This window comes from Vibrio sp. 811 (genome assembly GCF_033339195.1).
Genome location: NZ_JAWOUB010000007.1, coordinates 109,723 through 133,847 on the forward strand (window position 1 = coordinate 109,723; position 24,125 = coordinate 133,847).

Genomic DNA, 24,125 nt, shown 5'->3' on the forward strand with positions numbered 1-24,125 from the left:
ATTCTTTGGTAGTTTTACTCTATGTCGTTTTTCAATTAACGTTGATACCTTGCTATTCTGGCAATATTCCCATGTATTTTGTCTAATCACTACATCGACTAGGTCTAAATTTAAACCTAAGTATTTTTGTACATTTGAACTGTCAGAAAATTGTACATATACCATTCGATTCTTTTTCGATATATAGAGAGATGATACTTCTATTTGGTAATTTCTCTCCAAGTTCTCCTTTAACTTCTCTCGCCAGTCTTCAATCAACACCTGCCTCCTAAAGTGAAAATATTTGAGGTTGTCACATACATGCTATATATTGCATTTATCACTAAAAAACAATAGAGATATTTTACTATGTTTAACGACTGTTCAACACTATTTATTGGGTATGATGACGGTAATGCCCAACATAAGATCTCAGCTGAATCTGTTAAAACCTCCTTTCCTACACACATCCAACGTTCGACTGAACGTTTTGCGGTACTAGATGAAACCTTTTCAGTATCAAGTAATGCTCCTGTTCAAACGAAATTTACTTCTGCTGTTACAGGTAACGCTTACACCATTGGTGAGGTAAAACAACCTATTCCCAGGAACGATGACTTCTCCAATAGTGAAGCAGCTCAGGTTTTACTGCAGCATGGCTTAAATCAATTTGGAGATGAGTTACTCAATAAAAAGTACGTTCTTTGTACTGGAATGCCATTAAGACAGTTCTTTAAAACAGATGGGTCCGTCAACGAAAACAATGTTAAGCAAAAGATGCTCTCTATGCAGAGATCTTTTGATCACTTAGGTACTGACCCGGAATCGAAGCTGCGGAAGTCAAATATTGAAGCTCTACTTGTTCAGCCCGAAGCACTAGCAGCCCTTCGTGTATTCCTATTTAAGAGAGATGATTCAGGGATGTTGGTACATAACCCTGAATACATAGGAAAAACGATCGCAATCGCTGATCCTGGTGGTAAAACAACTGATATAGCTGTGTTTGACGATGGAACTATTGATATGGATCGTTCTGTCACCCAGGACATCGGGTTCAATCAGATTGTCAAAAAAGCATCCAACTACCTTTACGATTTAGGTTTCACCACACCCACACATCAGCAGTGCCGTAAGTTAATTGATGAAGGTATTGTTACAGTTCGGGGGGTTGAGAAAGATCATTCTGAATGGGCAGAGAATGCACGGAAGGAGCTAGCTAGTAAGATTTTTGGCGCAATCACTGATACCTTATCTAAAGCTGTAGATATTGATTTAATCATATTCATTGGAGGTACTATTGCCGCATTGCGTGAAGAAATTACACCTTTAATTGAAGAGTATTACGGTAAAGATAACAACTCATTCCTCATACCAGATGAAGCAGACAAGCTAAACGCTTGGGGCCTTGAGTTGTTTGCAGAGCTTTGGTACCAAAACAACAAAAAGAATAAGTAGGCAAAGGTCATGGGGCGCTTTTCATTAAAAGTGGAAATAAGGATACCAAATGATTACTCAACAGAATGCCGAGAGTTAGCGAATTCAAAATCAATAACTCTCAAATCGTTAGTCGAAGAGTTAATTAGAATTGGGTATTTCATCGAAGAGGGTGAGTTCGATAAGCTTATGTATTATTTTGATAACATCCTCCCTCATGAGATCAGAGACTGGGATTGGTGCCGCAACTTAGGGTTACACATTGATAAAGTAAAGAGAAGAGCTAGCATACACATAACGGATTCTTCTGTGTATCACCAAGGTCTCGTTCATACTTATTTGTCTGCACATTCCGAAAACGATCCCAAGCAAGCTCTTAATGATGTCAACCAACATGCTATCAATATGATGAATTCTGCTATTCATTTCCTTCAAAACCAAAGTAATAAAGAAAGGTTTAAGTGTAATGAGTACAAGACACTCGAAAATGTTGAGCAACATTTGGCTAAAATAGCTTCAAGTATTGAAAAGCTTTCAAACCACCCTATTGGCTTTAGAGCTGTTGAGGGGCAAACTGAACAGCCAGATGCTTTTTCTACGAAAGATGATTATCTTGAAAGTAAAGATGGTGTCTCTGATAGCTTAGCTATTGATAATTTCAACATGGAGTCATTGCTGATAGCTTAAGAAAAATGGGGCTTAGCACTGTTTAGTTAAGCCCCACTTTTGAAAGGAGTTGGTACCTATTTTATTCGTCAAAGAGAGCCTCAATTTGTTCATTGTCTAAGTCCCCTTTCCGACTTTTGAACCTATTAAAACCTTGTTTAACTGTTTCTTTAACTCTTGCTTTAACAGCGTTAAAAAAGTCCTTCCAGTCGATCTTGTAATCTGAGTCCAATGTGTATGCAATAATGCTAGGAATTGAAGATCGTGCAACGCTATCCAGAACAGCCATCTCTTGTGGTGTCGGTTCCGCCTCTTCTAAATGCAATTCAAAAACCTTGATCGTTATGTACCACTTCTCACTATCGTAGTGTACTAAGTCACTATCGAATTTCGAAAGGAGAAATTTAATCTCGTTAGAACTTAGTTTATAGGTAGGGAAACCAACGACAATGTTCATGAATTTTGCAGCCATACCATTGTCTATTATTTTTCTTCCTGGAATCTGGCTAGCACTACCCTTTCTGAGCTCGTTTTTGATGTGTGAAAAACTACAACGCTCTGTGAACTTAGCCCTAAGTTCGACTAGGGTGTGTTTTGCTGCTCTATCTGCAATCGTACTTGCTTCAGTTATACTGATTTTTTTGTTCCTATTTTGTTTTAGCAAAATTGCTGTTTTAAGTCTTCTGGCGTATAAGCCAGGGAAACCTTCTAAGTCACTGTAAGGGTAATCGTATGCTGATTCTAAACATTGTTCATACAGTTCCACCCAAGGGCTTTTTAACTCTTCTAGCTCTACAGTCATTGTGAACTCCACTTTCTATTGTTTATAGTCCATTTATAGCATATATCTAATTTTATTAACACAAAGCTGACTTAACATTTGCTATAATATATAATAGAATTCTTAGCAATATGGTTATTACCGCAATATAATAAATACAAAAGTAGTAAACCTTTGATTTAAGGTGATAAGAATGCCAAAAACCAAAAAGTTACTTATCTCTAGGCTGGCAGACATTGTTCAAAAGATTGAACTACTAGAGAATCCCAAACGCAACGCCCGAATTTTAGAGTTGGCACTAGGGCTAAATGGTGAGGGTCCACATACTCAAGCTCAGATTAAAGAATTTCTTGACGTGGAGTACCCAGAAGCAACTGTTAGTACCGAAAGAATCCGTGTCATCAAGAGTGTACTTGTAGATTCGTTTGGCAAGGAACTAGTTAAATCGTGGGATGAGTTTTTCGAAAATCTGTTTGATTACCTGTACTCTCAGGTCCCAATTGAAATTGGGCTACTTGCCCAACGCTTAGCCGATCCCAAATATCAGAGTTTTAACCCCAAGCTTGGACATCAAGAAGCATTTAGTGAAAAACCATTTAATGTTTTGGGGCTGATGAAAATCCTAGAGTTCAGACCAAAAGTCGACACGAGACAACTCAAAATTAAGAGGCTCTATTTTGAGTTCAATGACACACGTATAAAGGGTCGTGAGAGAAATACTAAAGAGTCTACGCTTTTCCTTATTCCAAACAACTTTAACGTTAAGTTAGAAAACCTTCTTAACCACGCAGAACGAGCTGTAAAGTTTAATGGGATGATACAAGAGCAAATCTTACTACCTCTCATGCCTAAAAAGCTGCCTGTACATAAAAGAGAGGAATTAGCTCACTCTTTGCTTATCTGTCATAAGGATTTCATGTGGCTAGATGAGCGATTAGGCTACTTGACCCTAACTAACTCTTTAGATAATAGGATTACAAGATTTGCAGCTAAGATTTTTAAAGTTGTTGATGAGATTTCAATTGCCCTATTTTCATGCCAAATATCAAGAGCAGTACGGGCCCAAGCTCGCGCATTAAGAAGTGACTCAGATTTAGAGTTTCTACAAGAGCGCTCAAATTTATTGAATAATGTCTCTTATGGTTCTGACATACCTTTCAAAGTGCAAGACGCTTTAATGTATTTCGTTAGAGCGGGATTATGCACGATTGATGAGAGCAATACTCTTCGTCCTACTGAGCTGTTACTGGATAACGTTGATGTTTCTCTTCGTCGTTCAGAAGAAATAATGATGGACGTACTAAAGAATGCACCAAACCAAACGTTAAGTAACTCTGAATTCCGCGAGAAAAGCATAAAAGAGATATCTGAGAGGACAGCAAAGCTGTATGACGAACGTTTTGAAGATTTTATTGCTAAGGACATTATTCTTAAGAAAGACCAGCTCGTGCTTTTTAATAGGGATAGCGTTGACTCTTTAAAGAGATGCACTAGAAGCGCTATTGAATCTCAAAGAAGCATTTATAAAGGCGCTCGACAACCTCTTTATCTAAGACTAATTGAACTTGCCAGTTTATATATTGAACGAGCCAAGAAAGCTAACGCTTCAATTGCATCTAATCGTACACAGTTGAGAAAAGCTAAGGCAGATAAGAAGGTGAAGCTTGAGAAAATCGAATCTCTTGAATCAACCTCTTCTGACTTACGTTTGTTAAAAGCAGAGTGCTCTGATTTCTCGTTAAGAGTTGATAAGTTACAAGAGGAATTGCAACGATTAAACAGAAAAGTTTCTCAGTATGAAAAGGCAGGTGAATCTAGGAGATCTTTGTTGAACTCAGAACTTGAAAGGATTCATATTGCTGAAAGACACATGTCATTCTGCGAGCGATTGCTAACTACAAGAGACTCAATTTATGAAAAATCAATTCAAATCGTTGTCGATGAGCTTTGTTCTACTCTGATGTCACTCAAAAGTAGTGAGGTTGATGAAGAAATACTCAAATCCAAGTCAGACGTTGCTATTAACGATGTTCTCGGCTCAATTCTAAACAGAGTTGAAGGCATCGATTCTGAGTTTTCTAATGATCTCGAGAAGCTTAAATTTACTGATATTCTAATCTACCGTGTGATATCAGATTCGATTTCCTTACTCGATAGACTCGACTCTGAGCTACCAGAACCAAATGATAAATTTTCAGATTTGATATTGAATTTGATTTTGGAGTTACCTGAGGATTCCGATGGTAATAGGAGCACTACGTATAGCGAGTTTAAATCAGCTTTAATCGAAAGAGCTATCGCTGACGAAAGAAACCATGCTGTTGGCCACTTCAACCAACATAATAGCTATAGCCCCCTCTTTGTTCGTGTGAGAAAAGCGGAATACTCGTACGTAGGTACTGAAGCTTCTAAGCATGCTGACTTTGAGTATATATAACTAAGAGATCAGGAGTACAAATGCTAAAGATTTTTAACAAATTTATGATGTTACTTGCCCTATTTGCTACCGTAAGTTTGGTGTCATCAGTTGTTGAAGGAAATGCAGTCTTAGTCTTTATGACGTCGGCATTTGTACTTGGTTTGCTATGCATCATTCATAAGTTCAAAGGTGGAGTACTATCTCCTACCCTCTTAAAGGCCGTTGAGGTTGCAGTGGTAATTGTATCTATTGGATGTTTGCTTACAGCTCCTCCCGGCGAGGGATTTTACGTTTTAGCTTGGTTATGGACGACCGTGTTTTTCACGCTGTATAAAAAGGCCGATACTCATGTCTAATTCATTAAGCAAAAAAGTTAACATACGTGGGCCAAATAACTACCAGTTTTTAAAGTGGATTCTGGATGCTAACGATAATTTTTTGGCACTTAACCACTGCAATGACCCGGATGGTTTTCGTACAACATCTAAAGCAATTCAATCTCAGCTTAATAAAATTGATGAAACGGATGTACAGAAGATTCGGTCTACTTTCATGCAATTATTGGTTTTCTTTCCAGAGTCTAGAGTAGATAAGTTCGTCGGTTTGTTTCATGCTGCGAAATCTCGTGATAAAACTTCAACAACCACAATGGCACTGTCTAAGCTTACCAAAAAAAGGTTTGATTCCTTATGTAAGAGAGTAGCTAAGTCTTCAACGAATGATGAGTTTTTAAATCTGCTACTCGATTTAGCGGAGACAGAATATGGGTTGGATGAAAGTAACATGAGGTAGTGGTTTGGTAGGGCCCATATTACTATTCATATTAGAAAATAAAGCAGCTACGATAGCTGCTTTAATTTAAAAATTAATAGTTAAAAAACTGGGATTGTTGACTATGAATGCTATGTAAGAGCTTATCACTATATATGGCCCCAGTGGATACTGCCCTCTCGTTCCTCTTATATATGTTATGACGATGAACACAAACATAAAGAGTATTGTGAGCATTGTTATCTCTACGCCAGCCCAAGCCCCTATACCAGCCCCCAGCCTTAAATCACCATTTGCCATTCCAATATTTTTGTAAAGCACTTTATGCATAGTATTGAAAAGGTAAAGAAGCCCATACCCTAATAAAGCACCGCTAAGCGATTCTTCGGAAGATAGATAGCCATACTCTGTACAAGCCAGAACCAAACCAGACCATAAAATGAAATTTGTTAGTTTTTCTGGTAGAAATTGACTCGCTAGGTCAACCAAAAACGCCATTGCTGTTAGGCAAAAGAAAATGAGCATTAAAAGAAACTGCTCAAATGAAGTTGCTATTTGGTATAGAGTCACCGTTGAAGCGGCTACGGTAATTTCTAATACAAATACCTCTTTATAAGTTTGGTTGTTTCCCTTCAGGCCACCAGCAATGCAGGAGAAAGGTACCCAGTATCCAACACTTTTGCATAAGCTAGTGAAGTCAAACCGTCCTTCACGGTTACTTGGTTCTAAAGAGTATTCAGGATAATAGGTGATGAGATCATTTCTGATCTCATCTTCTTCAATTTGTGGCAGAAATCCAGCTATGACATAAGTGATCTTTGCAATGAGACTACCAGTAATTACCAGGAACAGATAAGAAATCATTGTTATCTTGTAATCTCCATAGTTTCTTGCTCTTTGGAGTTCATATCAGAACGCGAACCATCACCTCTTCGCAATGTTGCTCTCCATGGCTTATCTAAATCAATCTCCGTTTTTAAAGGAGTACTAATTTCAGTTAGATTCTCAAATGCTTTAGCTACGAAGTAGCTGTATGGCTCACGTTGATTCTTCTTCGCTGTTCGAGGCATTTCTTTTGCAGCTTGTATTTCACGTTCTGCTACCAAACCAGCTGCTGCAGATTTTAAACTTGAAATCTTTAAGGACTTTTGTGTCCCATCTAGTGGGTCTTCATACAGTAGATTTTGTCTACTACTAGGGTCATTCTCAATAATACCTTTCTCTTTAAGATCGTTAACTACCTTCCTTACTCCAGTTTCGTGCAGTCTGGTAGCAACTTTGTTGTAGTATTTAGATAGTTCACCTGTATTACCCACAGGGCTATTCCATATGCCGAAAAGAGCTTGCCTAAGCGTATCCTCAGGTATTTGACGTTTTTCAATAGCGTCCTTTAGACAAATTCGACTAAAGTATATAGGGTCATTAGCGCCCTTAATTGGGCTTGAAGGCGTGGTAAGATATTCATGTACCTTTGCGTGTAGCTTTTTATCAAGAGCAGAAAATTTCGTCACGTAGCCTTGCTCATTGCGTGTAGATTCGATCATCATCCCCACTCTAGCTTCAGTCGCCAACCAATTGCCTATTTCACTAGCTTTAGATGCATATTCTTGTTTAGCTAAGTTGTCTTCAGGTTTTTTTATTGATACCAATACTTCAAGTGCTTTTTGAGTTAGCTCTTTGGTATCTGATTCTGGAGATGTCTTTGATGCGTATAGGAAGGCTGCTTTCTTTTGTATAGCTGACTGTCCTTTGTCGCCTACAAGTTCATTAGCAAGTTTCACATAAGCTTTTACATCAGGATTATCATCGAAGTCGAAGTCATTAATATTGACCTTTGTTGTCTCCGAGAATGTTTTGGTTACAACCTGGATAGGCTCCTCTGATTGGTTAGTCACTTCTACTTTATGTGGTGTCTCAATTCTACTTGTAACGTCATGGACGTCTATGGCATTTTTGGCTGCACTCTCAGCTATGTTTGTAAGTAGTCCAGTAAGATGGGCCACACTCTCCTTATCTGAGGATTTGAGTGACTGAAGTACTTTTAAAAGTTCCTTTTCTATCTCACTTTGGTGTTGTCCATTTCTGGATTCATCCTTTATCTCGTTTGCAGGAGCTGTATTTTCTATGTCAGGGCTTGTTGTGTCTTTTGACGGTATCGCATCTGAGGATGTCTGTTCACTATTAGGGTTATAGGAAGAGGAAGTACCATCAAGGTCTGGTGCAACATCTAGGTTCGCATTAAAGTTTTGGTTCTCAGAAAGCGCAATTTCCTCAAACATTTCGACTTGCGCCTGGATTGAGTTTGCGGCTCGTTGTTCATTCCAAGCTTTCTGCTTAGATTTATCGAATATAGACGTTAATTGTTCTGTTGTTGGCACATTAACATCTGGAGCTTCTACGTCTACTAAAGGTAAATCGATTTCACTTCTAACATTCAAAGTAGAGGCTTCTACAGTGGTTGTTGATTTCCAATATTTCGAACTATCGGCCCAGGCACCTACCGTCGTAAAGCTTGAAATTCCAACAAAAGTATCTTTTGGTGTGAACTGGTCACTAAAGTTAATACTTGTAGCATTTAGTTCATCTAACACTAGCTGACTTAATGATTTTGCCCCAGTATTAGTTTTTATTACTTGTTCATCGCTGTTTGGTGGTCTTGTTGTAGAGTTGACAAGCACATCTGTCGTTCTATCAATCTTCTCCATAGATTGCTCAGCCAAGGAACGCTCGCCTACCCCTGTAGTTTTCTGATGCTTAAGATCCAGTCCATCGGACTTGGGGTCAACTTGACCCAATTCAATACTTACGTCATTGATTGTCGTATCTATACTGTGTCTTTCTGCTTGACTTACAGATGATGGCTGTTCGTTAGATACGGATTGGACTTCCACTTCTTGGTCAGCTAACTCAAACAAATCTATTGTGCCCTGGTTTTCAACATGTTCTGAGCCAGCAACACTAATGGTTTGCTCTTCCTCATCTATGCCGAAATCATCAAGACCCCATTCAACGTCTTCCATACCTGAAAAATCAGGCATATCGCTCTCTAATGGGTCGATTGTTGAGGGTTTAAACGATGGGGCGTCAAGTTCAGATAATTCATCCAACCAGTCATCTGCATTATCGAGTAATTCTGGGCTATCCGTTTCTGCCTCAACCTCAATGCTCTCTTCCAGGTTATGATTGCCGTGAGTGAGTTCATCGGACCAAGCGTCAGGGTTAGTCAGTTCTTGCTCGTGGTTTACAGGCTCGTTGTCTGTTTCTAGGTCAATAGCATCAACTATATTTTCTTTGAGCTGTTCTAACTGGGCTCCCTCTATTTCAGGTTCCAGTTCATTCATGTCAAGGTTAGCTAATGTGTCAATATCAAAGTTGAAATCATCGACAATGGGTTCTATTTCATGTGTGGTTTCAATAAGATCATGGTCCAAGCCTGTATATTGTTCTCTGAAATCAATATCGAAGCCACCATCGGCAGCAAGCTCTGCGAAGTTGGTACTATCTAAGGTTAATTCATTATCGTTATCTAAACCTTCTGTATGGGCGTTTTCGATGTTGTATAGCTCAATTAAGCTAAGAGTCTTTGTCGGCTCTCCAGTTGATGCATTAACCCAGCTACCCTCTTGGTTCAACATTATCGGGGTATCATTTGATATTGGGAGTTCGTACGTCCCCCAATCTGTTGAATCAATTTGTACTAAGCAGGTTTCTAGTTCTCGAGAAAGTTGACCAGGTTCCTCTTGCAGTGGTGCTTTTGGCTGCAATAGCGGTAAATCCACAGGGTCGATTGTTGTTGATATAGGCGTTTCACCATGCTTTGAAATATAGTAAACGGTTGTAGGTATGGTGAATTTAGTGCCATTCAATGCGTCAATTTTATTCTCTGCAAGAGCCAATGAATCGAACTCATAGTTACCGTTTACAGCTCCATTAGGTGCAAATGATTTAACTGTGTAAGGTTTTGACTGCCGCTCAGCGGGTTCGATATAGAAGTTTTGATCTGCACTAGAAAAAGCAGATGTATCGATATCAATAATGTTTGGTTGAGAGCTGATTCTGTCAAGCTCATAAGCAACTTCATTACTGTCAATTTCTAATTCAGTTACTGGTTCAAGTTCGTTTGTCGTCGTACAATTTATTTTGATTGTCTGATTTGAGTTTTCGAGCTTTGCTTGTATCGACCTTGGGTCCACTAATGTAGACATTACTTCCGATACGCTGAGGCCGAATTCTTCCTCAAATGTCCTTGAAGTAGTTCTGTCTGGCTTACCATCTGCATCAATATCTCGTAATACAAAGTTTTGATCAGTAAGCCACTGATAATTATTGTTACTAAAATATATTGATTCGACTACAGCGTTGATGTCTTGTGCAAGGTCTGCTCTGCTGTTGTATCTCGGTTGTTTCAGCCCTTTACTACCTCCGATAACAAGCTCACCATCTTCAGAAACTCTTATTGGTCTAGCAAATGTTCCCGTTTCATTCTCAACAAGCAAAACGACATCATGGGCCAATTGAATATCCCTAATATCGTTGTATGTATCTGCGGAAGTAAAAGGTACTTTTGATTCCTCGTCAAAGCATCTGTATGTTGAACCAACATATTCGAGAGCTTTGGTGTAAGCACTATCAAGGTTTTTTTCAGCTTGAGAAAACTTCTCATAAGCTATCTGAACTGCGTGTCCCTTTTCAATTTCTAGGTTTATTAAAATTTCTTTAGCGGTGTCTGCTTTCTCAATAGTTTGCCAATCTCCGTCGATGTGACGTTGTAGCGAATATGACACTATTCGTTCTATATTATGTTCATTAGGAGCTACGTTAGCTTCTTGAACAGGTAGCTCAGAGACTCGGTGATCTATTCGCTCTTGTTCTACGGATACTGCTTTTGGAGTTTCGAATTGCATTCCAACGGGAAAGCTAGTGGTTAGTAGGGTCCCATCGATGCCATATGCATCAAAGATATCAGTGAATTTATCTCTTTCTGCATCCAGAAATTTCCTGGGAGCGACATACTCTTTTGATGGTGTAGTATTGTTGCTTATTACCAGCTCTAACTGGTCTCCCATAACTTCTATAGCTTTATCATATTCAAAAATATCGAATAAATTATTGTAGTCTGTAGCCTTAATTGCAGTGGCTTCTGGAAGTACATCTAACTTTTCCCAATCAACGCTAAAGCTTTTTACCCCAAATTCGTCGTAAGCTTGAAGAGCGACCTTCGCGCCTGTATTCAAATTAAGAGCTCTAATCGAGTGTTCACTCGTAGGGGCTTTTAAAAAACAGTCATTATCTGAGGCGTTTAATAGGGGGTTGTTAGGGTAGTCCTGGCTGTACCGCTTTATTGCGTGAGAGATATTATTAGCAAACATCGCACAAACAACAGCAACATCTAAACCACGTTCCTTAGCGGCGATAAACAAAGACCCTCCATTAGCAAAGCCTTCACTCGTTATGATCGTTGTCTTAGGTGTAATATTGCCGAGTTGAACAAAATTGTTTTTCATGTCGTCATTCATGACTTCAAACATTTTGTTAGTGGGATTTTCTTTGTTCCAGGGAGAGCCATTATGGGCTAAGAACTGTAACCCTCTAGTCTCCTCCACATTAGGGCCCATTTGAATGCTAACCGCTGGTTGGTCGTATAAAGATGTTAGTCTCATCAGACCATGGAGTTCTGGATAGTTTAGTAAGGCCTCCAAATGTTTTTTTTGGATATAAGTGCCTTTTACGGAATCTTTAGTGAGTTCTGGTTTTTCGAAATTGGCATCAATTAAGGTTTTAACCTCGATCTCACGTTTAGCGTTAGCTTCAGCTATCTCTTGCATCTTCTGTTGATGCTTAAGCTCTGCTTCTTTTGCGGAGGCAGCTATTTTATCCGCTAGTTCTTTTTGACGAGTTTCGTGAGCAAGACGAGCTTGCTCAGCTGTTAGGTTTGCCTCGTTACCCAAAGGGGCACAAGGTAGACGTTCGCACCAGCCTTTGAAGTCAGGTTTAAAACTGATAAATGTAGAGTCTCGACCTATAAGCGAAATACCGACGGCAAGTGAGACCGTTGGCGTTATGTCACTCGGATTTTTGTCGTTGTAAAAAACCCTAATCCCAGCAGCAACCGACCATTCTGACTTTTTACCGCCTTTGTGGTGGAATTCCTTAGCGATACCTCCGACTTTTGCACCATTTTCACCAATAGTTGGAGAGTCAGCGTATGAGTTTAGGTCAATGTCAAAATCAACGCGCTTACCACTAGAGCTTGTGTACTTTTGACTATCTGCGTAACTTTGTATCTCACTTAAGTGCTCTTGAAACATATTTTTACCAAGAAGCTGCAGTGATTTAGTGTCTGCTTGATACGTTTCGCTCAACATTAGCTCATAAAGTTCAGCTTTGTGTTGATACATTTGAGCAGGATTAGCTAGTTCATTTTCATGAACCCCGTTATTTAGAGACTTTATGTTTTCTCTAACTAGCTTCTCTAATCTAAAAAGTGAAGAATGATCTATGTACCCAAGTTTAACTGCTTGGCTAGAGAACTCACTTAAAAGTGAATCTTGAGCTTTGTGAGTTTTATCTAAGATTGATGCTGAGTTGTGTTCTGGACTAAACCTACGTTGCCATGCTTCATATGCTTTGTTTTTAGCGGCCACATACTCAGGATTTTTATATACATCGTCTCCGGTAGCCCTGAGCTCACTTGCAATTTTTCCGAGCTTTTTACGCTCTTCAAAGAATTCAGAAATACCATTTTTTGAATAGACTTCAAATCCAGATGTTAGATGGATGGCCAATGCAGCGGCTTTAGCCCAATGAACTTCTGCAAATTCCCTCGAATAAGTTTCATTGAGACTTTTTGACTTTCCATTCACGTAATCGGAAAGCTTTAAACTAGCACCCATTGAGTTCTTGGAGCGTCCGAATGGATGTCCATAATCTCTCAAAATAGTTTTGTTACGGTCTTTTTTAGTGGCATAGACCGTGCCTCGGAGACTTGCTTCTAGTCTTTCTACAATGTTACTAGGTGTATTGTGATTCATAGTTCCCCCCTACTCGCTAGTTTCATGTTCAATTTGGATAGGTCTAACGAGTTGCCCAAGTGCATGAGGTTCGCTTTGTCTATAAATAGATTGTTTATACGTGAATTTTTTTAGTGCGCCTGACTCTGTGGCCGAATAAACCCATCCGAACACCATAAAGCCATTTTGTGCTGCAATCAGTGCAGTATTGGCAATGAATTCGCTAGAGATTTCTCCAATTATTAGGAACTGCATACCTGAAGAAGCGTACTGTGAGAGTAAACTATTGATATCACCTGAAAGGTTTGTGTGAACAAGATCTGTTAAGTAGATAGGAAATGAATCTTCATACGCTAGAAATGTATCTCCATTTTCTTCATTCAAATGCTCTCGTACGCTATTGATCATTCCACCAAGTGGATCTTGTTTAATACTCCCGAAGCTTAACTGAACAATTCCCTCTTGAATTTCAGGAGTGCTTGTCTGATTTGTCTCTATCTCAAACTCAGATGTGTACATCATGTCCAAAATTAGGGTATAGCCGCCAGGGATAGGGATTGAGTTTATTTTAATGCCGCATTCAAAGCTTTCATCAGTATGTTCTGATGTAAGCATTTCTATAACCGTGAAACCTGAATACGGGGTTTCATTTAAAGCTTTGGTAGGTATGCCGGATTCTTGCAAAAATAGCTTTAACCCCTGATACATACCTAGAGAAGTCCAATCAAAAGATTCAGTAACCATTTGATTTAGACAGACGACTCTATTGATAGAGTTATCTATAATATTGAAGTGGATCTTGTGTATCAGGTGCTTTTCCGCAAAAGAAAGAAATTCAATACACCCTTCGGCCTGATGTGGTAATTGGTCTTCATATAGCTTTTCATTAACTTTCGAGAATACACTGGAGTCTATCCTAGAAAGGTTACGAACAATCTCACTTTCAGGTGCTATGGCTATATAGTAGTTATTTGCCATGACTTGTTCTTGTATGGCGATCCCTGTACCGGGAGCCGATGATTCGGTGTCTGTTGTAGGTAATAAGCCAGCGCAATCAAGCCAAAAAACGATTTCGTTAGAGTGGTTTTTGCTACTAATATCGAGCTGTAGTTGATAGTAATCATTTTCGCTAGGCAAAAATATTATGGGTTTATTGTTTAGGTTTAGAACAATTGATTTACCATCAGTGCAATAGTCATAGAGGTCCTTATACTTGTAGGCTTCTTTGTTTATTTCTAGTTGATACAAGCCATTGAAGTAAGGTACTCCTGATTTCAAGATAGATAACTTTTCTTTACTCATATTTAGGTGAGGAAACTGAATGCATAGTTCTTCAAGCGTCATATTGTTAAGCAAACCTAAGTCAACGCTATCTTCAATGTATTGATCTAGTAAACCAATGTGCTTTGCGATTCCGAAGTGCGAAAGCTTGCTGGTCTCTTGATGGAATCCTAGAAGAAATTTAAAGTTTGTTGGTACGTTTTCACTTTCCATTAACTCAATAAAATTGCTCATCGTTAACCTCTTCCTAACCCAAGCATGTTGATGGTTGTGTTAATTGTATTTGTAATGTTTTCAACAGTTTTGTGCATGTTTTCCGCAGCTTTCTGGACAATCTTGCTAGTCTGCATACCTACTTCCTGAACGTTTTCTCCAGAAAGTAATTTAGTTGCAGTTTCAAGTGATTTTTTACATTGGGATAGCTTGTCTTGGCCTACGGCTTTGCCTAGTTGGTCAATCGCATTAGGACCAAGGTTGTCCAATCCCTTTTGAACTTTTGAAACACTTTTATTTAGGTCACTAGCTATCTTCTCGAAGTTTTTCTCAGCTTTTTTAAGTGTTGAAGCTGGTGCTCCTTCTGCAATCAGTCCTTTTAGGTCCAGGTAGGACTGTTGAAGATCTCTTGACCTATCAATGACACTGTTGATTTGTTTCAACCCTGGCTGTTCTCCTTTTAATTTGTTGTAGGAGTTTGTTAAGAAAGAAGGCCCACCTTGAGCTTTGGAGCCGTTATGGTTGAGGTTAAATAGGCCATAAGAGTTCCTATTTGTATTTATGTTTTGGTTGTACTGGTCGACCTTCTTGTTTTCTTTATTTTGTACACTATCCTGCTCCCTTCCGTTTTCCTTACTTGGTGGGGTAGTTTTTTTTCTATTATTTGGTTTCTCTTCATCCTGTTTAGGAACGTTTTCATTCTCAACATTACGTTCAATAGTTGCTGGTTGGTCTGGGGATGCAGTTTTTTGTTCTGGGGGTTCTTCTTTTGTTTTTATATGCTTTTCCTCAGCAGGTTCAGTATGCTTCAATACATGCTCTTCAGTTGAAGGTGATCCTTTTCCTACGGAGTGCTCAATAGCTGAATTTTTTAAGCTCGCAGCTACATTTGTAATACCACCAGCATCGATACCAGTACTTTCAATGTTAACGGTAGGTGAAAATGAATACCGTTTTATTGGTGTGTCAGGTGTTATTTCTGATATTGGAGTGAAGTTGATAGTTTCTGGTAAATTGGGAGCTACAGAAGAAGTGCTTAAGCTCTGTCCTTGGCTTGCGAATTCAAAGTCAGGTGTTTCAAGCCTAATAGACTCTAGCGGGATGCTGTTAATAAGGTCTGTTATTGAGTGTTTGTTATAGTCCATTTTCTGCTAACTCCGCTAAAATTTGAGTCTTAAGAGCAAGGTTGGCTTCTCTTGTAAGTAGTGATTCGTAGTAGGCCAAAAGGTATCTTGCTAATCGTGCTGATTGAATTGCATTCATCCGAGCAACACTTTCGCTGGTCGGCCTAGGAGACAGCCCATTAACTGTCTCTACAGGCATTCCTAAGGATTTCATATCGCTAAGCTCTTCCGTTCTGCCTTGCCATATATCTGACTGAATAGAGTTCATATCGCTCAATTGGGAGCGTTTTATATAACTCGATTTCATAGTGGCAATCGCTAAGTCACTTCGAAGGTATCTATTCAGTTTTCTAGTTAATCTGAGTTCATCGTCAGAACCTTTCATGTCTTTTGGGTGAGGGATCGTAGATTGATTTTGAGTTGTTAACAGACCAACTAACTGATCCATAGCTAAACGGTCTTCGTGCGATAACTCACTCAATACTGCTTGCCCAAAGGTGTCATTTAGAAGGATTGTGTATTCTTCGTGAAGGTTAGGTGCGCCAATAGGAGTTCTATGAGATATGCTGGACTTAAGTTTATCAAAAGTTTCTTCAGCTAGTTTTCCAGGAAGTACCTTCTCCCCCTCAATTACTAGTGAACTAGTTAGGCCATCATCATCAAAGAATAGACAGCCTTGTTCATCAAAATTAGCTACATACGCCCTCTCAACAAATTCACAAAGGCCTGGTGTAACTTCCATCTTTGATTGCATTAGCAAATTGTGTGTTTCAGAGTGACTACCTGATACAGTAGCTGTATGGAAAGCTTTGAGGTTGTCGTCGTTTTGGAATGATTTAATCGCGTTATTGATCTCGTTTGCCATTTCTTGAGACTTAGTCAGCGCTCTTTCAGCTGCTGTCATACCATCAGTGGCTGTTTGACTAGCTTTTTGACCTGTTTTGGCTGGATCTACAATCGTCCAAGCTAAGAATGCATGGCTTGTGTACGGAATGAATGCAACAATAGCCACCCCAATTGTAAAGAATTTCTTCATCTTTCCACCCCAATAGCATTGTCTAACGCTGGGTTAACCACTATTTCGTTATCTGGAATTAGATTGTGCTTGTAGGTTGTCTGGTTGATTATCTGGTTTTCAACACGATTACTTAGCATTGATTGCGTGTTAGGTACGGCCAATCCTGACGAAGGTTCGAAGAGATAGTCTGTTCTATCTAATAACAACGGAATCTGATGGGCATTCGGTGCATTGCTACTACGATGGTGTTCAACGGATCGCTTAATAACACTATGTAGTTCATTCAGCTGTGCAACTCTTAGCCATGTTTTAAAGTTTTCACTAGGTTCACTTTTATCAAGACGAATACCGTGCATCTCTATTATGGATAGAAGGGACTGTTGCTTTGGCTTGCTCCAATCAATTTCATGGGGGAGTTCGAGCGATGTTATATCCCCATCTTCATCAATAGAAACAATAGGAAGCTGGCAGTTAAACGTAGATGTTCCGTTAAGAGCATTAGCAGCCATGTAAGACGAAAGCATCAACTCATTCGTGTTCCAGTTAACTGCAAATTGAAGGTGTTGCTTTTCATTGATAGTTAGACCTAATGACCTACTAATTGAATCAAAAACATGGTCTTGTAGGCTATCTTCGAACCTCATGTTTGCCTCGTTGCGCGGGGGGTAATAGTTGTATAATATAGGACATTCATCAATTAAAAACAATGGTGTAAAATGGGTGACTATGAGGGAAATGCAGCCTGGATTGCTGCAGTTAGTGGGCGAGCAGACATAGAGCTATACTCTATCTTCAGCCTAGAAATTAAAGAAGTGTCGGAAGGTAGAATAGGACTTTCAAGGAGTATGTCTTCTATGATTGCTTATTCTATTGATTCAAAACACAACCACTATTTAGGTTGGCCACTAGGTGAAGTTTGGGATGCTGTAAAGAAAATTGAGTTTACCGGGTTCAAAGTAGAACCAACACCACTCTCTTTATCAAGTAGTCACGAATTGCAATTGCATTATGAAGTCGAAACGGAGGTGATTGTTTCTGAACGATCTCGCAGAGGGGTTCATAACATGACAAAGAGTGAGAATCGTCAACTTCATATGTGCCTACCTGTTACAGCAAGCGTTGGTAACAAGTTAGAATCTGCCTCTCTAATTACTCTAGTGCCATATGACGGTAATCATGAATCTGATGATGCGGATGCAATAGTAGTAACTCCCATAGATTAGACTTTTATTATATTGAATAAAAATTTGGCCCAAGATGGGCCAAATAAAGTTTCAGGGTTTGGGATGATATCTAAAGTTATTATCTAGTTACTAACTTTCCTTTCGTTTTAGTAGATCGAAAATTGTTCTATCACTTCTCATAACTCCGCGAATATAACCCCTTTCACTTGCTGGAGTGTCTTCGTCTCCCCAAACTAGGTAGGGAGTTCCACCTGCGAACATTAAATCGCCCAAAATCTTGAATTCCCTCATTTTAGTTTCACAACTCTTCGAAATGTTACTTGGAAAGTCTCTTAAGCTCTTAGTTGAAAAGAGTTCATTGTAAGCGGCTTTATTATCATCAGAGCAGTATCCATTAAGCACTAACTCACCAAAGCTATTAAGGGGCTCTTGGTGAGTACGATATATATACTGATCGACTGTAAAGTTATTCTCGAATGGGTAATCAATAATCCGTTTTCTAGGATAAGGCATGTAACGTACCTTTACACCCTCAGCATTTAAAGAAGGAATTAGAGTATGTAGCTGTTTACATACTGGACAACTAAAATCGGTAGCAACTGTCAAAGTTCCCTTATAAGGGACATCTGCATCATTTTCATAAACAATAAAGCTATCATCATCTATTGCTGGAAGAAGCATCGGAGCGTATGTAGGTCCTAACTTTTGACGCATATGAGGCTCGATGTTCTTTAATTCATCCATGATTGTGTTAGATGTTTTTTCGGAGCTTACGCTTGGAATAGATGACTGGGTTACGGGTTGTTGTTTGCTAGAATCAGAACTTTCTTGATGCTCAAGCTGTTCTTGTTTCGCCTCCATGGCCAACTTTCTTTTGATTAACGCCTGAACTCCTGGAGATTTACGTAAAATCTCGTTAATCTTTTCTTCATGAGAGCTGTTTAAGTTGGTGTTATGTTCAGAAGGTTCAGCTGGAATTGGTTGAGGCTTGGGCTTGGTGTCGCTCAATTTGACTGAAGCTTTATGACTGCTATCGGTGAAAGCAACTATTGCCTTCTCTTTGGTGATTATTGACTGTATCTCATCCTTATGTGCGCCGAATATACGACCAAGGATGTTATCGCCATTGGACAGATCAATCATTTTCCCCTTAATTGCAAAGTTAACATCGCTATCAACAATGAATGTCCCTTTATTTGTGAAGGCGGCATAAAGGTTAGTGTCTTCCATGATTTTAATTATTTTGTATGTGGTTACACTCATTTTTTCTTCAACGAGGTGTTCAATTGGCAAAGTACTCGATCCACTAACATAAACCTCACTTGTCGGATTACTTTTTATAGGTGCTTTATCAGTTTTATACTCAGCAAAAGCGTAGAAACTGGCTAAGGCCATTAATGATAGTGCTAAACCTTTCTTTTTATGGAATTTGATCATGATTACCTACTCATCGTTAAATTATCAAACAAGGTGTTGGCCATGTTGTTAGTGATAGTTAGTTCCGTCCCATCTACTTTATGGTTTACTTGTTGGGTGATTGGATTTTGACGCATCTCTATATGTTCTAAGAGAGAAGGGAAAAGACGCTTAGTGATAGAAAACTGAAACTTTAGAGCTTCTTTGTTCAGTTGTGAGTTAATGTAAAAAGCTGAGCTAAGGGAACTACAAAGAGTTGGGCTGGTAGAAGGCTTATATAGGCCAAGTTCATTTAAGCTTTGTAAGATCTGGATATCTGGGGAGCTGCGTTTTAAACCAGGCTGAACTAGTTCTTCAGTTGACAAAATAGGTCCACCAGCATCAGCTAGATACGTCTTTTTATCGCTCAAGCCCAAAGCACTTTTTGTAAATTCAGTTACCATTTCTACTTCTGAATGTTTGCTGTACACGGAACGATGATCAACGACATAAATAGCTGAGTGGGCTTGGTTTCTTTCTGTTAATGCCGCAAATCTTTCCATGTCTATAGCTACACAAAGCTCGCTTAGGGTATCTTCTACGGAGTTCTCTGCACTTGGATACCAATAATTCTCGGTCACACGCCCGTATGAAAGCTTTCCAGATTGATATAAGTCTTGAAGATTATTTGCGATATCACAGACAGGCGTATCGTAGTGTATTGCTACGTTCTGGTAGATGTTTAAGGTTGATGGCGGTTTCGTTGGAACTTCAACTAATTCAGACTCGGCTGACTTTAGAGAAGTGTTGTAAGTTAGGGCTTTAACGGAACTTTCATCATCTAAGAATGTAGCTACATTAAGAGTAGGTGTATCCATTAAATGGCTTGCAACCATTAACTTATGAATACTCGTTGGTCCAATACCCTGATTGATACCATAATTGGCTACTTTAAGATTTAATAGTCGTTCTGTATGTGCTTGTGCTACAACGTCTAGGTTTATTGGCCTAACCTTACTCAGTGCTGTTTTTATGCCTAAAGGTGATAACTCACTCAGATCGGCTTTCACAAGTGAACGACCATATTGATTTGCTATGGTTTGCAATTGGTAGGCGATGTACTCTCCTTGTTCGTCAGCATCTGTCATAGCGATAACATTGTCTGAGCGTTGAATTTGAGTAGACATATACTGGTATACGTCAGAGTTCCTTGGGGACCACTTTAGAGAAGGGTCTCCGACCTTAAAATCGAAAACTCTCCCCATAGTAAATCCGCAAGTAAACTCTTCTTGAATACCTAGTGCACCTAGAGCCAAGTTAACTTGCTTCGATTTAAGGCTGCTTTCAACAAGTATTAAATTCACATTACCACCCTTTTTTCACATCCCATTTTGGTTTGGTAGATTGGTTGGTATCTCTTGATGAACTAGGAAGGTTTTGTTCAGATTGAGGGTAAACGGCTTGTCTGCTTGTACCGTTTCTACAAGGTATTAAGTTACCTTCAGAGTCAAAGAAACTGTCTAACTCTGAGCATATTGGCAAAGTTGGGTCTTTCTCAGGGTCATAAGGTTCTGGGTCTGGTTCAGTTACCTCTCCTTCATCATCCTTACAGTATGTAATTCCATTTTGTGTATAACATTCTCTGTCTCCATGATCAGGGTCTTCTATGTCTATAATGTCACCGCCACCATTCCCATCAGACGCACATTCGTACGAAACCAGTTTTCCCTTGTCGTCATAGACAGGGCAAAACTTACTTTGCATCTCAATTTGATCATCGAAGATGCCTTCCATCAAATTATCTAGGTCGAGGTCTACACTATCTGGAATCGCATCAAGTACAGGGCCAAGTGCGTCGTCAATGCCTTGCTGCCCAATATCCTGAATGGTATCGCATAGAGCTCCTTGTAAACCATCGAGGCTAAACGAAGGTAGACCTGGCAAACTAAAAGAGAAATCACACCCTTGTGTCGGGTCTATATAAGCAAATGGGTTTCCCATCTTAGGATTGCTAGTATCTACGTCACATATACCAGCTGAAGGTGCTGGCAATGAGACTTTTTGTCGACATACCCTTGCTGCTTCACTCTTAAAGGGAGTGACAGTTGCAATGACTGAAGCTAGAAGTGCAAAACGAATAATTTTATTATTATCCATCCTTAGTATTCTCCTGAATTAATCTTTTGTGAGTTGCCAGTGCCAATCGAGTTGCATCGTCACTCAAATATTGCTTGTCGAATTCGATTAGAAAATTGAAGAGGTTTAATCTTGTGTGAAGAATTTTGGCAAACTTATACCGGTTTCGGTTTTCTATCCTTTGACTCGATAGAGTTTGGTTCGCGTGGATAGAGACGATGTAATTCCATTTGTGATCGTTTTGACTGAAAGCCCCCAGCCAACCAAAAGCAGCTAAAGACGTTTTTAGCGGTAAGCACCCCAAGATTACGAGTAATCGATCGGCTTGCTCTTGCACATCCTGATTCAATGGGAAATTTGCTAATTGAGGTAGGTTTTCAGCAATGCGATTAAGTTCTCTTAATGATGGAGACTGATCCTCAACAACCCAGCTTTCTCTGGCCTCAAAGGATGAAATGCTGCTCATTACTTTTGGCTCAACCTCTTGCCAGTATTCATCTATCCATTTTTTATCGAACGTTAGTCTAATCATAGGTGACTTTTGGGTTTTGCTGATGTTGTTTTTTATTGTAATATGACATTAGTTTCGAGTCTATTAGAGGTTGAAATGAAATTCAATAACTCAATTATCGGCCCATTGGTCGACCCACAAATGCATATCTTAAGAAACCACCCTGCCTCGAATCGCGAGGTTGGACTAAACGATGCAAAGTTTGAACATATGTGTCTGCAAATTGGTGTTTCAGAATACGCATTGAATACGGATAGGGCGTTGAAGACTGGTCATTCTATTGAACATACACAAGTGCCTGAACTCGACTTCTCCGAACTATTCAACGAAGCAACTCCATCTAAACCATCAAATGATGGAAACTCACCGTCTCAACCAACTCAAGACCTATCATTTGATATTGGTGGGTTTGATTTATAGAGAGCACGCTAATGTTTAAGAAAACGTTATTAAGTTTATCCCTCGCGGTCTTATTGCCAGGGAAAGCAAACGCCGTAATCTGTACAGACCCAACAGGCTTAGGTCAGATAATCAGCCAAAGTGCTCAAGATGCGATGTTATGGGCTGAAGAAAAGGGGTTAAAGATTTCTGAAATGACAATGACAGAACTAATGGAGGAATGGAAAGCATCTCAAGATACGATGCGCGAACTCGCATCAACACAGGCCATTTCTAACAGTGTTTCGGAAACTTCTAACCTTGAGCTTCAAGCAAAGATGGAACCCTCACCATTGATGTGTGATGGCATAGCAGCGGTGTCTGCACTTTATGAAGCTACAGATGACTTTTATTGCGAAGCCCAGACAAATAGCCTTGATTTTGCTGTGCAGCTTTCAGATGAAATTGAATGTGAAGGAGATAGATGTGAAACAGGGCTGCAATCATTAGCAGATGAGTCTGTATCACTTTTAGAGGGCGTTACGCATGGAGATACTGTTGAACTCGATTTATTAAATATAAAAGGTGTTTTACCCGGCATGGGTGAAGGTGGCTACTCCAAATCGACTGATGAGAAAGAGCGCACTGACACTATGCTTAAAGTACTTTTTAGCTCCGGTGAAATAAATAAAATGCCCCGCGGTGAGAATAACCAAGTTATCAATGAAAGCTCGGGTGCAGATGCAAAGATGGCTTACAACCGATGGCTTAAACGTCATCTAAGAACAACAGCTGGATTTAATACAGCTCTTAGAGTTAACGGGCTCACCAACCCTCGTGATGAAAATGGGCGCCCTATTCAATCTATTCTTGAGCAAATAAAGGCTGATATTGATTTCTATAACTCTCCTGAGCAAATAAAGCTCTACGGAAATGGTGGTGACAAGTCTTGTTATTCACGTAAAGCCGCAATGGTAAATACCCAGCGTGAAATGGATGATTGGTTAAACACGCCAGCTGGTCAAGCTTGCAAGGCTAATTTTACCACTGTGGAACAAGTCCAAAGAATGAACGCTCAAATTGATGCAAGGGTCCTTGCTCTGCTGGGTCATATACTGGATTCCCAGCTATCAAGCGAATTCAATTTAGGCTTACAAACTCAACTGCTAAATGAAATAGCTGGAAATGCAAGGAAATACTAATTATGGCTGTAGAGGTCACTGACGTTCTAGAGCGGTTTCTGACGCATGAATTTGTCATTTTAGTTGATGGAATAATCTTAGTAGCTCAGGGGCTGGGTTTATATCTATTTGTCCATGGTGTCTTTTTATGGCTTTCCCTCATGAGGATAAGAACGTCGTCCCCCATGGTGAGTCAAATGTATGGAAGCCCTCCCTCACCTAAATTGATAATGGCAGTTTTTATCGCTTCAGCATTTATGTGGAAATTTGGAGAAGGAATAGCTGCTTGGGGGAGTCTATTTTGGCATGGTTCAGGATTAGACTTTAGCACTCCCTATTCAGCGGCAATGTTTGATGACATAAGTCAGCGAGCTACTAACCTAGTCAATGTTTCTACCGTAGGAACGGGGATGCAAACTCGTTCTATTGCTATACGAGCTTGTTTTGCGGTCATGTCTATTTACGGAGTTATATCTTACTTCAGAGGTGTGATGGGAATAACTCTCTTAGCCAATCCACAGATGTCAGGACAAATTAAGTTTAGTCATATTGTTGTTCATATGGGGTTCGGAATTTTCCTTGTGTACATCGATTTCTTCTATCAATCACTGAGCAACACTATCACAGCTGCAACCATGAACTGA

20 protein-coding genes are annotated in these 24,125 nt (G+C 39.5%); 9 read left to right on the forward strand and 11 right to left on the reverse strand.

Annotated elements, in window-relative coordinates; translation table 11 throughout:
• Positions 1 to 348: 348 nt before the first annotated feature.
• The gene (locus tag R7Q46_RS13230) at positions 349 to 1,434 is read left to right on the forward strand and encodes a ParM/StbA family protein (RefSeq protein ID WP_025634167.1); all 1,086 of its coding nucleotides are present in this window, start codon (positions 349 to 351) and stop codon (positions 1,432 to 1,434) included.
• 9 nt (positions 1,435 to 1,443) lie between these two features.
• Positions 1,444 to 2,100, forward strand: a complete 657-nt coding sequence (locus R7Q46_RS13235) for a hypothetical protein (RefSeq protein WP_025634166.1) — start codon at positions 1,444 to 1,446, stop codon at positions 2,098 to 2,100.
• 61 nt (positions 2,101 to 2,161) lie between these two features.
• Here R7Q46_RS13235 and R7Q46_RS13240 read toward each other — a convergent pair whose 3' ends face one another.
• The gene (locus R7Q46_RS13240; protein ID WP_025634165.1) at positions 2,162 to 2,881 is read right to left on the reverse strand and encodes a hypothetical protein; all 720 of its coding nucleotides are present in this window, start codon (positions 2,879 to 2,881) and stop codon (positions 2,162 to 2,164) included.
• Between the two features lie 172 nt (positions 2,882 to 3,053).
• On the opposite strand from R7Q46_RS13240, the gene R7Q46_RS13245 reads away from it, so the two are divergent.
• From R7Q46_RS13245 to R7Q46_RS13255, 3 genes are read left to right on the forward strand one after another with little or no spacing between them, the layout of a single operon-like run.
• Entirely contained in the window at positions 3,054 to 5,297 is a 2,244-nt protein-coding gene (locus R7Q46_RS13245; protein ID WP_025634164.1) for a hypothetical protein, read from the forward strand.
• A gap of 20 nt (positions 5,298 to 5,317) precedes the next feature.
• On the forward strand, positions 5,318 to 5,635 hold the full coding sequence (locus tag R7Q46_RS13250; protein WP_025634163.1) for a hypothetical protein: 318 nt from the start codon (positions 5,318 to 5,320) through the stop codon (positions 5,633 to 5,635).
• Positions 5,628 to 6,071 (forward strand): hypothetical protein, encoded by a 444-nt coding sequence (locus R7Q46_RS13255; RefSeq protein WP_025634162.1) that lies wholly within the window; start codon positions 5,628 to 5,630, stop codon positions 6,069 to 6,071. Before R7Q46_RS13250 ends, R7Q46_RS13255 begins: the two co-directional genes overlap by 8 nt.
• 66 nt (positions 6,072 to 6,137) lie before the next feature.
• On the opposite strand, the gene R7Q46_RS13260 is transcribed toward R7Q46_RS13255, so the two are convergent.
• Genes R7Q46_RS13260 through R7Q46_RS13285 form a run of 6 tightly spaced genes read right to left on the reverse strand, consistent with a single transcriptional unit; the run spans position 6,138 to position 17,340 of the window.
• The gene (locus R7Q46_RS13260; RefSeq protein WP_213899637.1) at positions 6,138 to 6,914 is read right to left on the reverse strand and encodes a prepilin peptidase; all 777 of its coding nucleotides are present in this window, start codon (positions 6,912 to 6,914) and stop codon (positions 6,138 to 6,140) included.
• A gap of 2 nt (positions 6,915 to 6,916) precedes the next feature.
• The gene (locus R7Q46_RS13265; protein ID WP_025634159.1) at positions 6,917 to 13,081 is read right to left on the reverse strand and encodes a hypothetical protein; all 6,165 of its coding nucleotides are present in this window, start codon (positions 13,079 to 13,081) and stop codon (positions 6,917 to 6,919) included.
• Positions 13,082 to 13,090: 9 nt separating this feature from the next.
• The gene (locus tag R7Q46_RS13270) at positions 13,091 to 14,575 is read right to left on the reverse strand and encodes a hypothetical protein (RefSeq protein ID WP_025767006.1); all 1,485 of its coding nucleotides are present in this window, start codon (positions 14,573 to 14,575) and stop codon (positions 13,091 to 13,093) included.
• 2 nt (positions 14,576 to 14,577) lie between these two features.
• Entirely contained in the window at positions 14,578 to 15,699 is a 1,122-nt protein-coding gene (locus R7Q46_RS13275; RefSeq protein WP_025634156.1) for a hypothetical protein, read from the reverse strand.
• The gene (locus R7Q46_RS13280) at positions 15,689 to 16,714 is read right to left on the reverse strand and encodes a hypothetical protein (protein ID WP_025767007.1); all 1,026 of its coding nucleotides are present in this window, start codon (positions 16,712 to 16,714) and stop codon (positions 15,689 to 15,691) included. Before R7Q46_RS13280 ends, R7Q46_RS13275 begins: the two co-directional genes overlap by 11 nt.
• The gene (locus R7Q46_RS13285; protein WP_025767008.1) at positions 16,711 to 17,340 is read right to left on the reverse strand and encodes a hypothetical protein; all 630 of its coding nucleotides are present in this window, start codon (positions 17,338 to 17,340) and stop codon (positions 16,711 to 16,713) included. Before R7Q46_RS13285 ends, R7Q46_RS13280 begins: the two co-directional genes overlap by 4 nt.
• A gap of 72 nt (positions 17,341 to 17,412) precedes the next feature.
• Here R7Q46_RS13285 and R7Q46_RS13290 point away from each other — a divergent pair, with 72 nt between their 5' ends.
• Complete coding sequence (locus R7Q46_RS13290; protein ID WP_025634152.1) at positions 17,413 to 17,919, forward strand: hypothetical protein; 507 nt, start codon at positions 17,413 to 17,415, stop codon at positions 17,917 to 17,919.
• A gap of 90 nt (positions 17,920 to 18,009) precedes the next feature.
• Here the strand turns inward: R7Q46_RS13290 and R7Q46_RS13295 are convergent, their stop codons facing one another.
• From R7Q46_RS13295 to R7Q46_RS13310, 4 genes are read right to left on the reverse strand one after another with little or no spacing between them, the layout of a single operon-like run.
• On the reverse strand, positions 18,010 to 19,317 hold the full coding sequence (locus R7Q46_RS13295; RefSeq protein ID WP_025767009.1) for a hypothetical protein: 1,308 nt from the start codon (positions 19,315 to 19,317) through the stop codon (positions 18,010 to 18,012).
• Positions 19,318 to 19,319: 2 nt separating this feature from the next.
• Positions 19,320 to 20,639: a toprim domain-containing protein gene (locus R7Q46_RS13300; RefSeq protein ID WP_213899638.1), complete on the reverse strand. Its 1,320-nt coding sequence runs from the start codon at positions 20,637 to 20,639 to the stop codon at positions 19,320 to 19,322.
• 1 nt (position 20,640) lies between these two features.
• Positions 20,641 to 21,432 carry a hypothetical protein gene (locus R7Q46_RS13305; RefSeq protein ID WP_025634147.1) on the reverse strand — a complete coding sequence of 264 codons (792 nt, stop codon included), beginning with the start codon at positions 21,430 to 21,432 and terminating at the stop codon, positions 20,641 to 20,643.
• Entirely contained in the window at positions 21,425 to 21,943 is a 519-nt protein-coding gene (locus tag R7Q46_RS13310; RefSeq protein ID WP_025767011.1) for a hypothetical protein, read from the reverse strand. Before R7Q46_RS13310 ends, R7Q46_RS13305 begins: the two co-directional genes overlap by 8 nt.
• 75 nt (positions 21,944 to 22,018) lie before the next feature.
• Here R7Q46_RS13310 and R7Q46_RS13315 point away from each other — a divergent pair, with 75 nt between their 5' ends.
• The 3 genes from R7Q46_RS13315 to R7Q46_RS13325 are packed head-to-tail and all read left to right on the forward strand — an operon-like array spanning position 22,019 to position 24,125.
• The gene (locus tag R7Q46_RS13315) at positions 22,019 to 22,342 is read left to right on the forward strand and encodes a hypothetical protein (RefSeq protein WP_025634145.1); all 324 of its coding nucleotides are present in this window, start codon (positions 22,019 to 22,021) and stop codon (positions 22,340 to 22,342) included.
• A gap of 11 nt (positions 22,343 to 22,353) precedes the next feature.
• The gene (locus tag R7Q46_RS13320) at positions 22,354 to 23,502 is read left to right on the forward strand and encodes a hypothetical protein (protein ID WP_025767012.1); all 1,149 of its coding nucleotides are present in this window, start codon (positions 22,354 to 22,356) and stop codon (positions 23,500 to 23,502) included.
• 2 nt (positions 23,503 to 23,504) lie between these two features.
• Entirely contained in the window at positions 23,505 to 24,125 is a 621-nt protein-coding gene (locus tag R7Q46_RS13325) for a hypothetical protein (RefSeq protein ID WP_025767013.1), read from the forward strand.

Coding starts and splice junctions, on each gene's coding strand:
- R7Q46_RS13230 (WP_025634167.1), top strand. CDS start 349: ATGTTTAACGACTGTTCAACACTATTTATTGGGTATGATGACGGTAAT.
- R7Q46_RS13235 (WP_025634166.1), top strand. CDS start 1,444: ATGGGGCGCTTTTCATTAAAAGTGGAAATAAGGATACCAAATGATTAC.
- R7Q46_RS13240 (WP_025634165.1), bottom strand. CDS start 2,881: ATGACTGTAGAGCTAGAAGAGTTAAAAAGCCCTTGGGTGGAACTGTAT.
- R7Q46_RS13245 (WP_025634164.1), top strand. CDS start 3,054: ATGCCAAAAACCAAAAAGTTACTTATCTCTAGGCTGGCAGACATTGTT.
- R7Q46_RS13250 (WP_025634163.1), top strand. CDS start 5,318: ATGCTAAAGATTTTTAACAAATTTATGATGTTACTTGCCCTATTTGCT.
- R7Q46_RS13255 (WP_025634162.1), top strand. CDS start 5,628: ATGTCTAATTCATTAAGCAAAAAAGTTAACATACGTGGGCCAAATAAC.
- R7Q46_RS13260 (WP_213899637.1), bottom strand. CDS start 6,914: ATGATTTCTTATCTGTTCCTGGTAATTACTGGTAGTCTCATTGCAAAG.
- R7Q46_RS13265 (WP_025634159.1), bottom strand. CDS start 13,081: ATGAATCACAATACACCTAGTAACATTGTAGAAAGACTAGAAGCAAGT.
- R7Q46_RS13270 (WP_025767006.1), bottom strand. CDS start 14,575: ATGAGCAATTTTATTGAGTTAATGGAAAGTGAAAACGTACCAACAAAC.
- R7Q46_RS13275 (WP_025634156.1), bottom strand. CDS start 15,699: ATGGACTATAACAAACACTCAATAACAGACCTTATTAACAGCATCCCG.
- R7Q46_RS13280 (WP_025767007.1), bottom strand. CDS start 16,714: ATGAAGAAATTCTTTACAATTGGGGTGGCTATTGTTGCATTCATTCCG.
- R7Q46_RS13285 (WP_025767008.1), bottom strand. CDS start 17,340: ATGAGGTTCGAAGATAGCCTACAAGACCATGTTTTTGATTCAATTAGT.
- R7Q46_RS13290 (WP_025634152.1), top strand. CDS start 17,413: ATGGGTGACTATGAGGGAAATGCAGCCTGGATTGCTGCAGTTAGTGGG.
- R7Q46_RS13295 (WP_025767009.1), bottom strand. CDS start 19,317: ATGATCAAATTCCATAAAAAGAAAGGTTTAGCACTATCATTAATGGCC.
- R7Q46_RS13305 (WP_025634147.1), bottom strand. CDS start 21,432: ATGGATAATAATAAAATTATTCGTTTTGCACTTCTAGCTTCAGTCATT.
- R7Q46_RS13310 (WP_025767011.1), bottom strand. CDS start 21,943: ATGATTAGACTAACGTTCGATAAAAAATGGATAGATGAATACTGGCAA.
- R7Q46_RS13315 (WP_025634145.1), top strand. CDS start 22,019: ATGAAATTCAATAACTCAATTATCGGCCCATTGGTCGACCCACAAATG.
- R7Q46_RS13320 (WP_025767012.1), top strand. CDS start 22,354: ATGTTTAAGAAAACGTTATTAAGTTTATCCCTCGCGGTCTTATTGCCA.
- R7Q46_RS13325 (WP_025767013.1), top strand. CDS start 23,505: ATGGCTGTAGAGGTCACTGACGTTCTAGAGCGGTTTCTGACGCATGAA.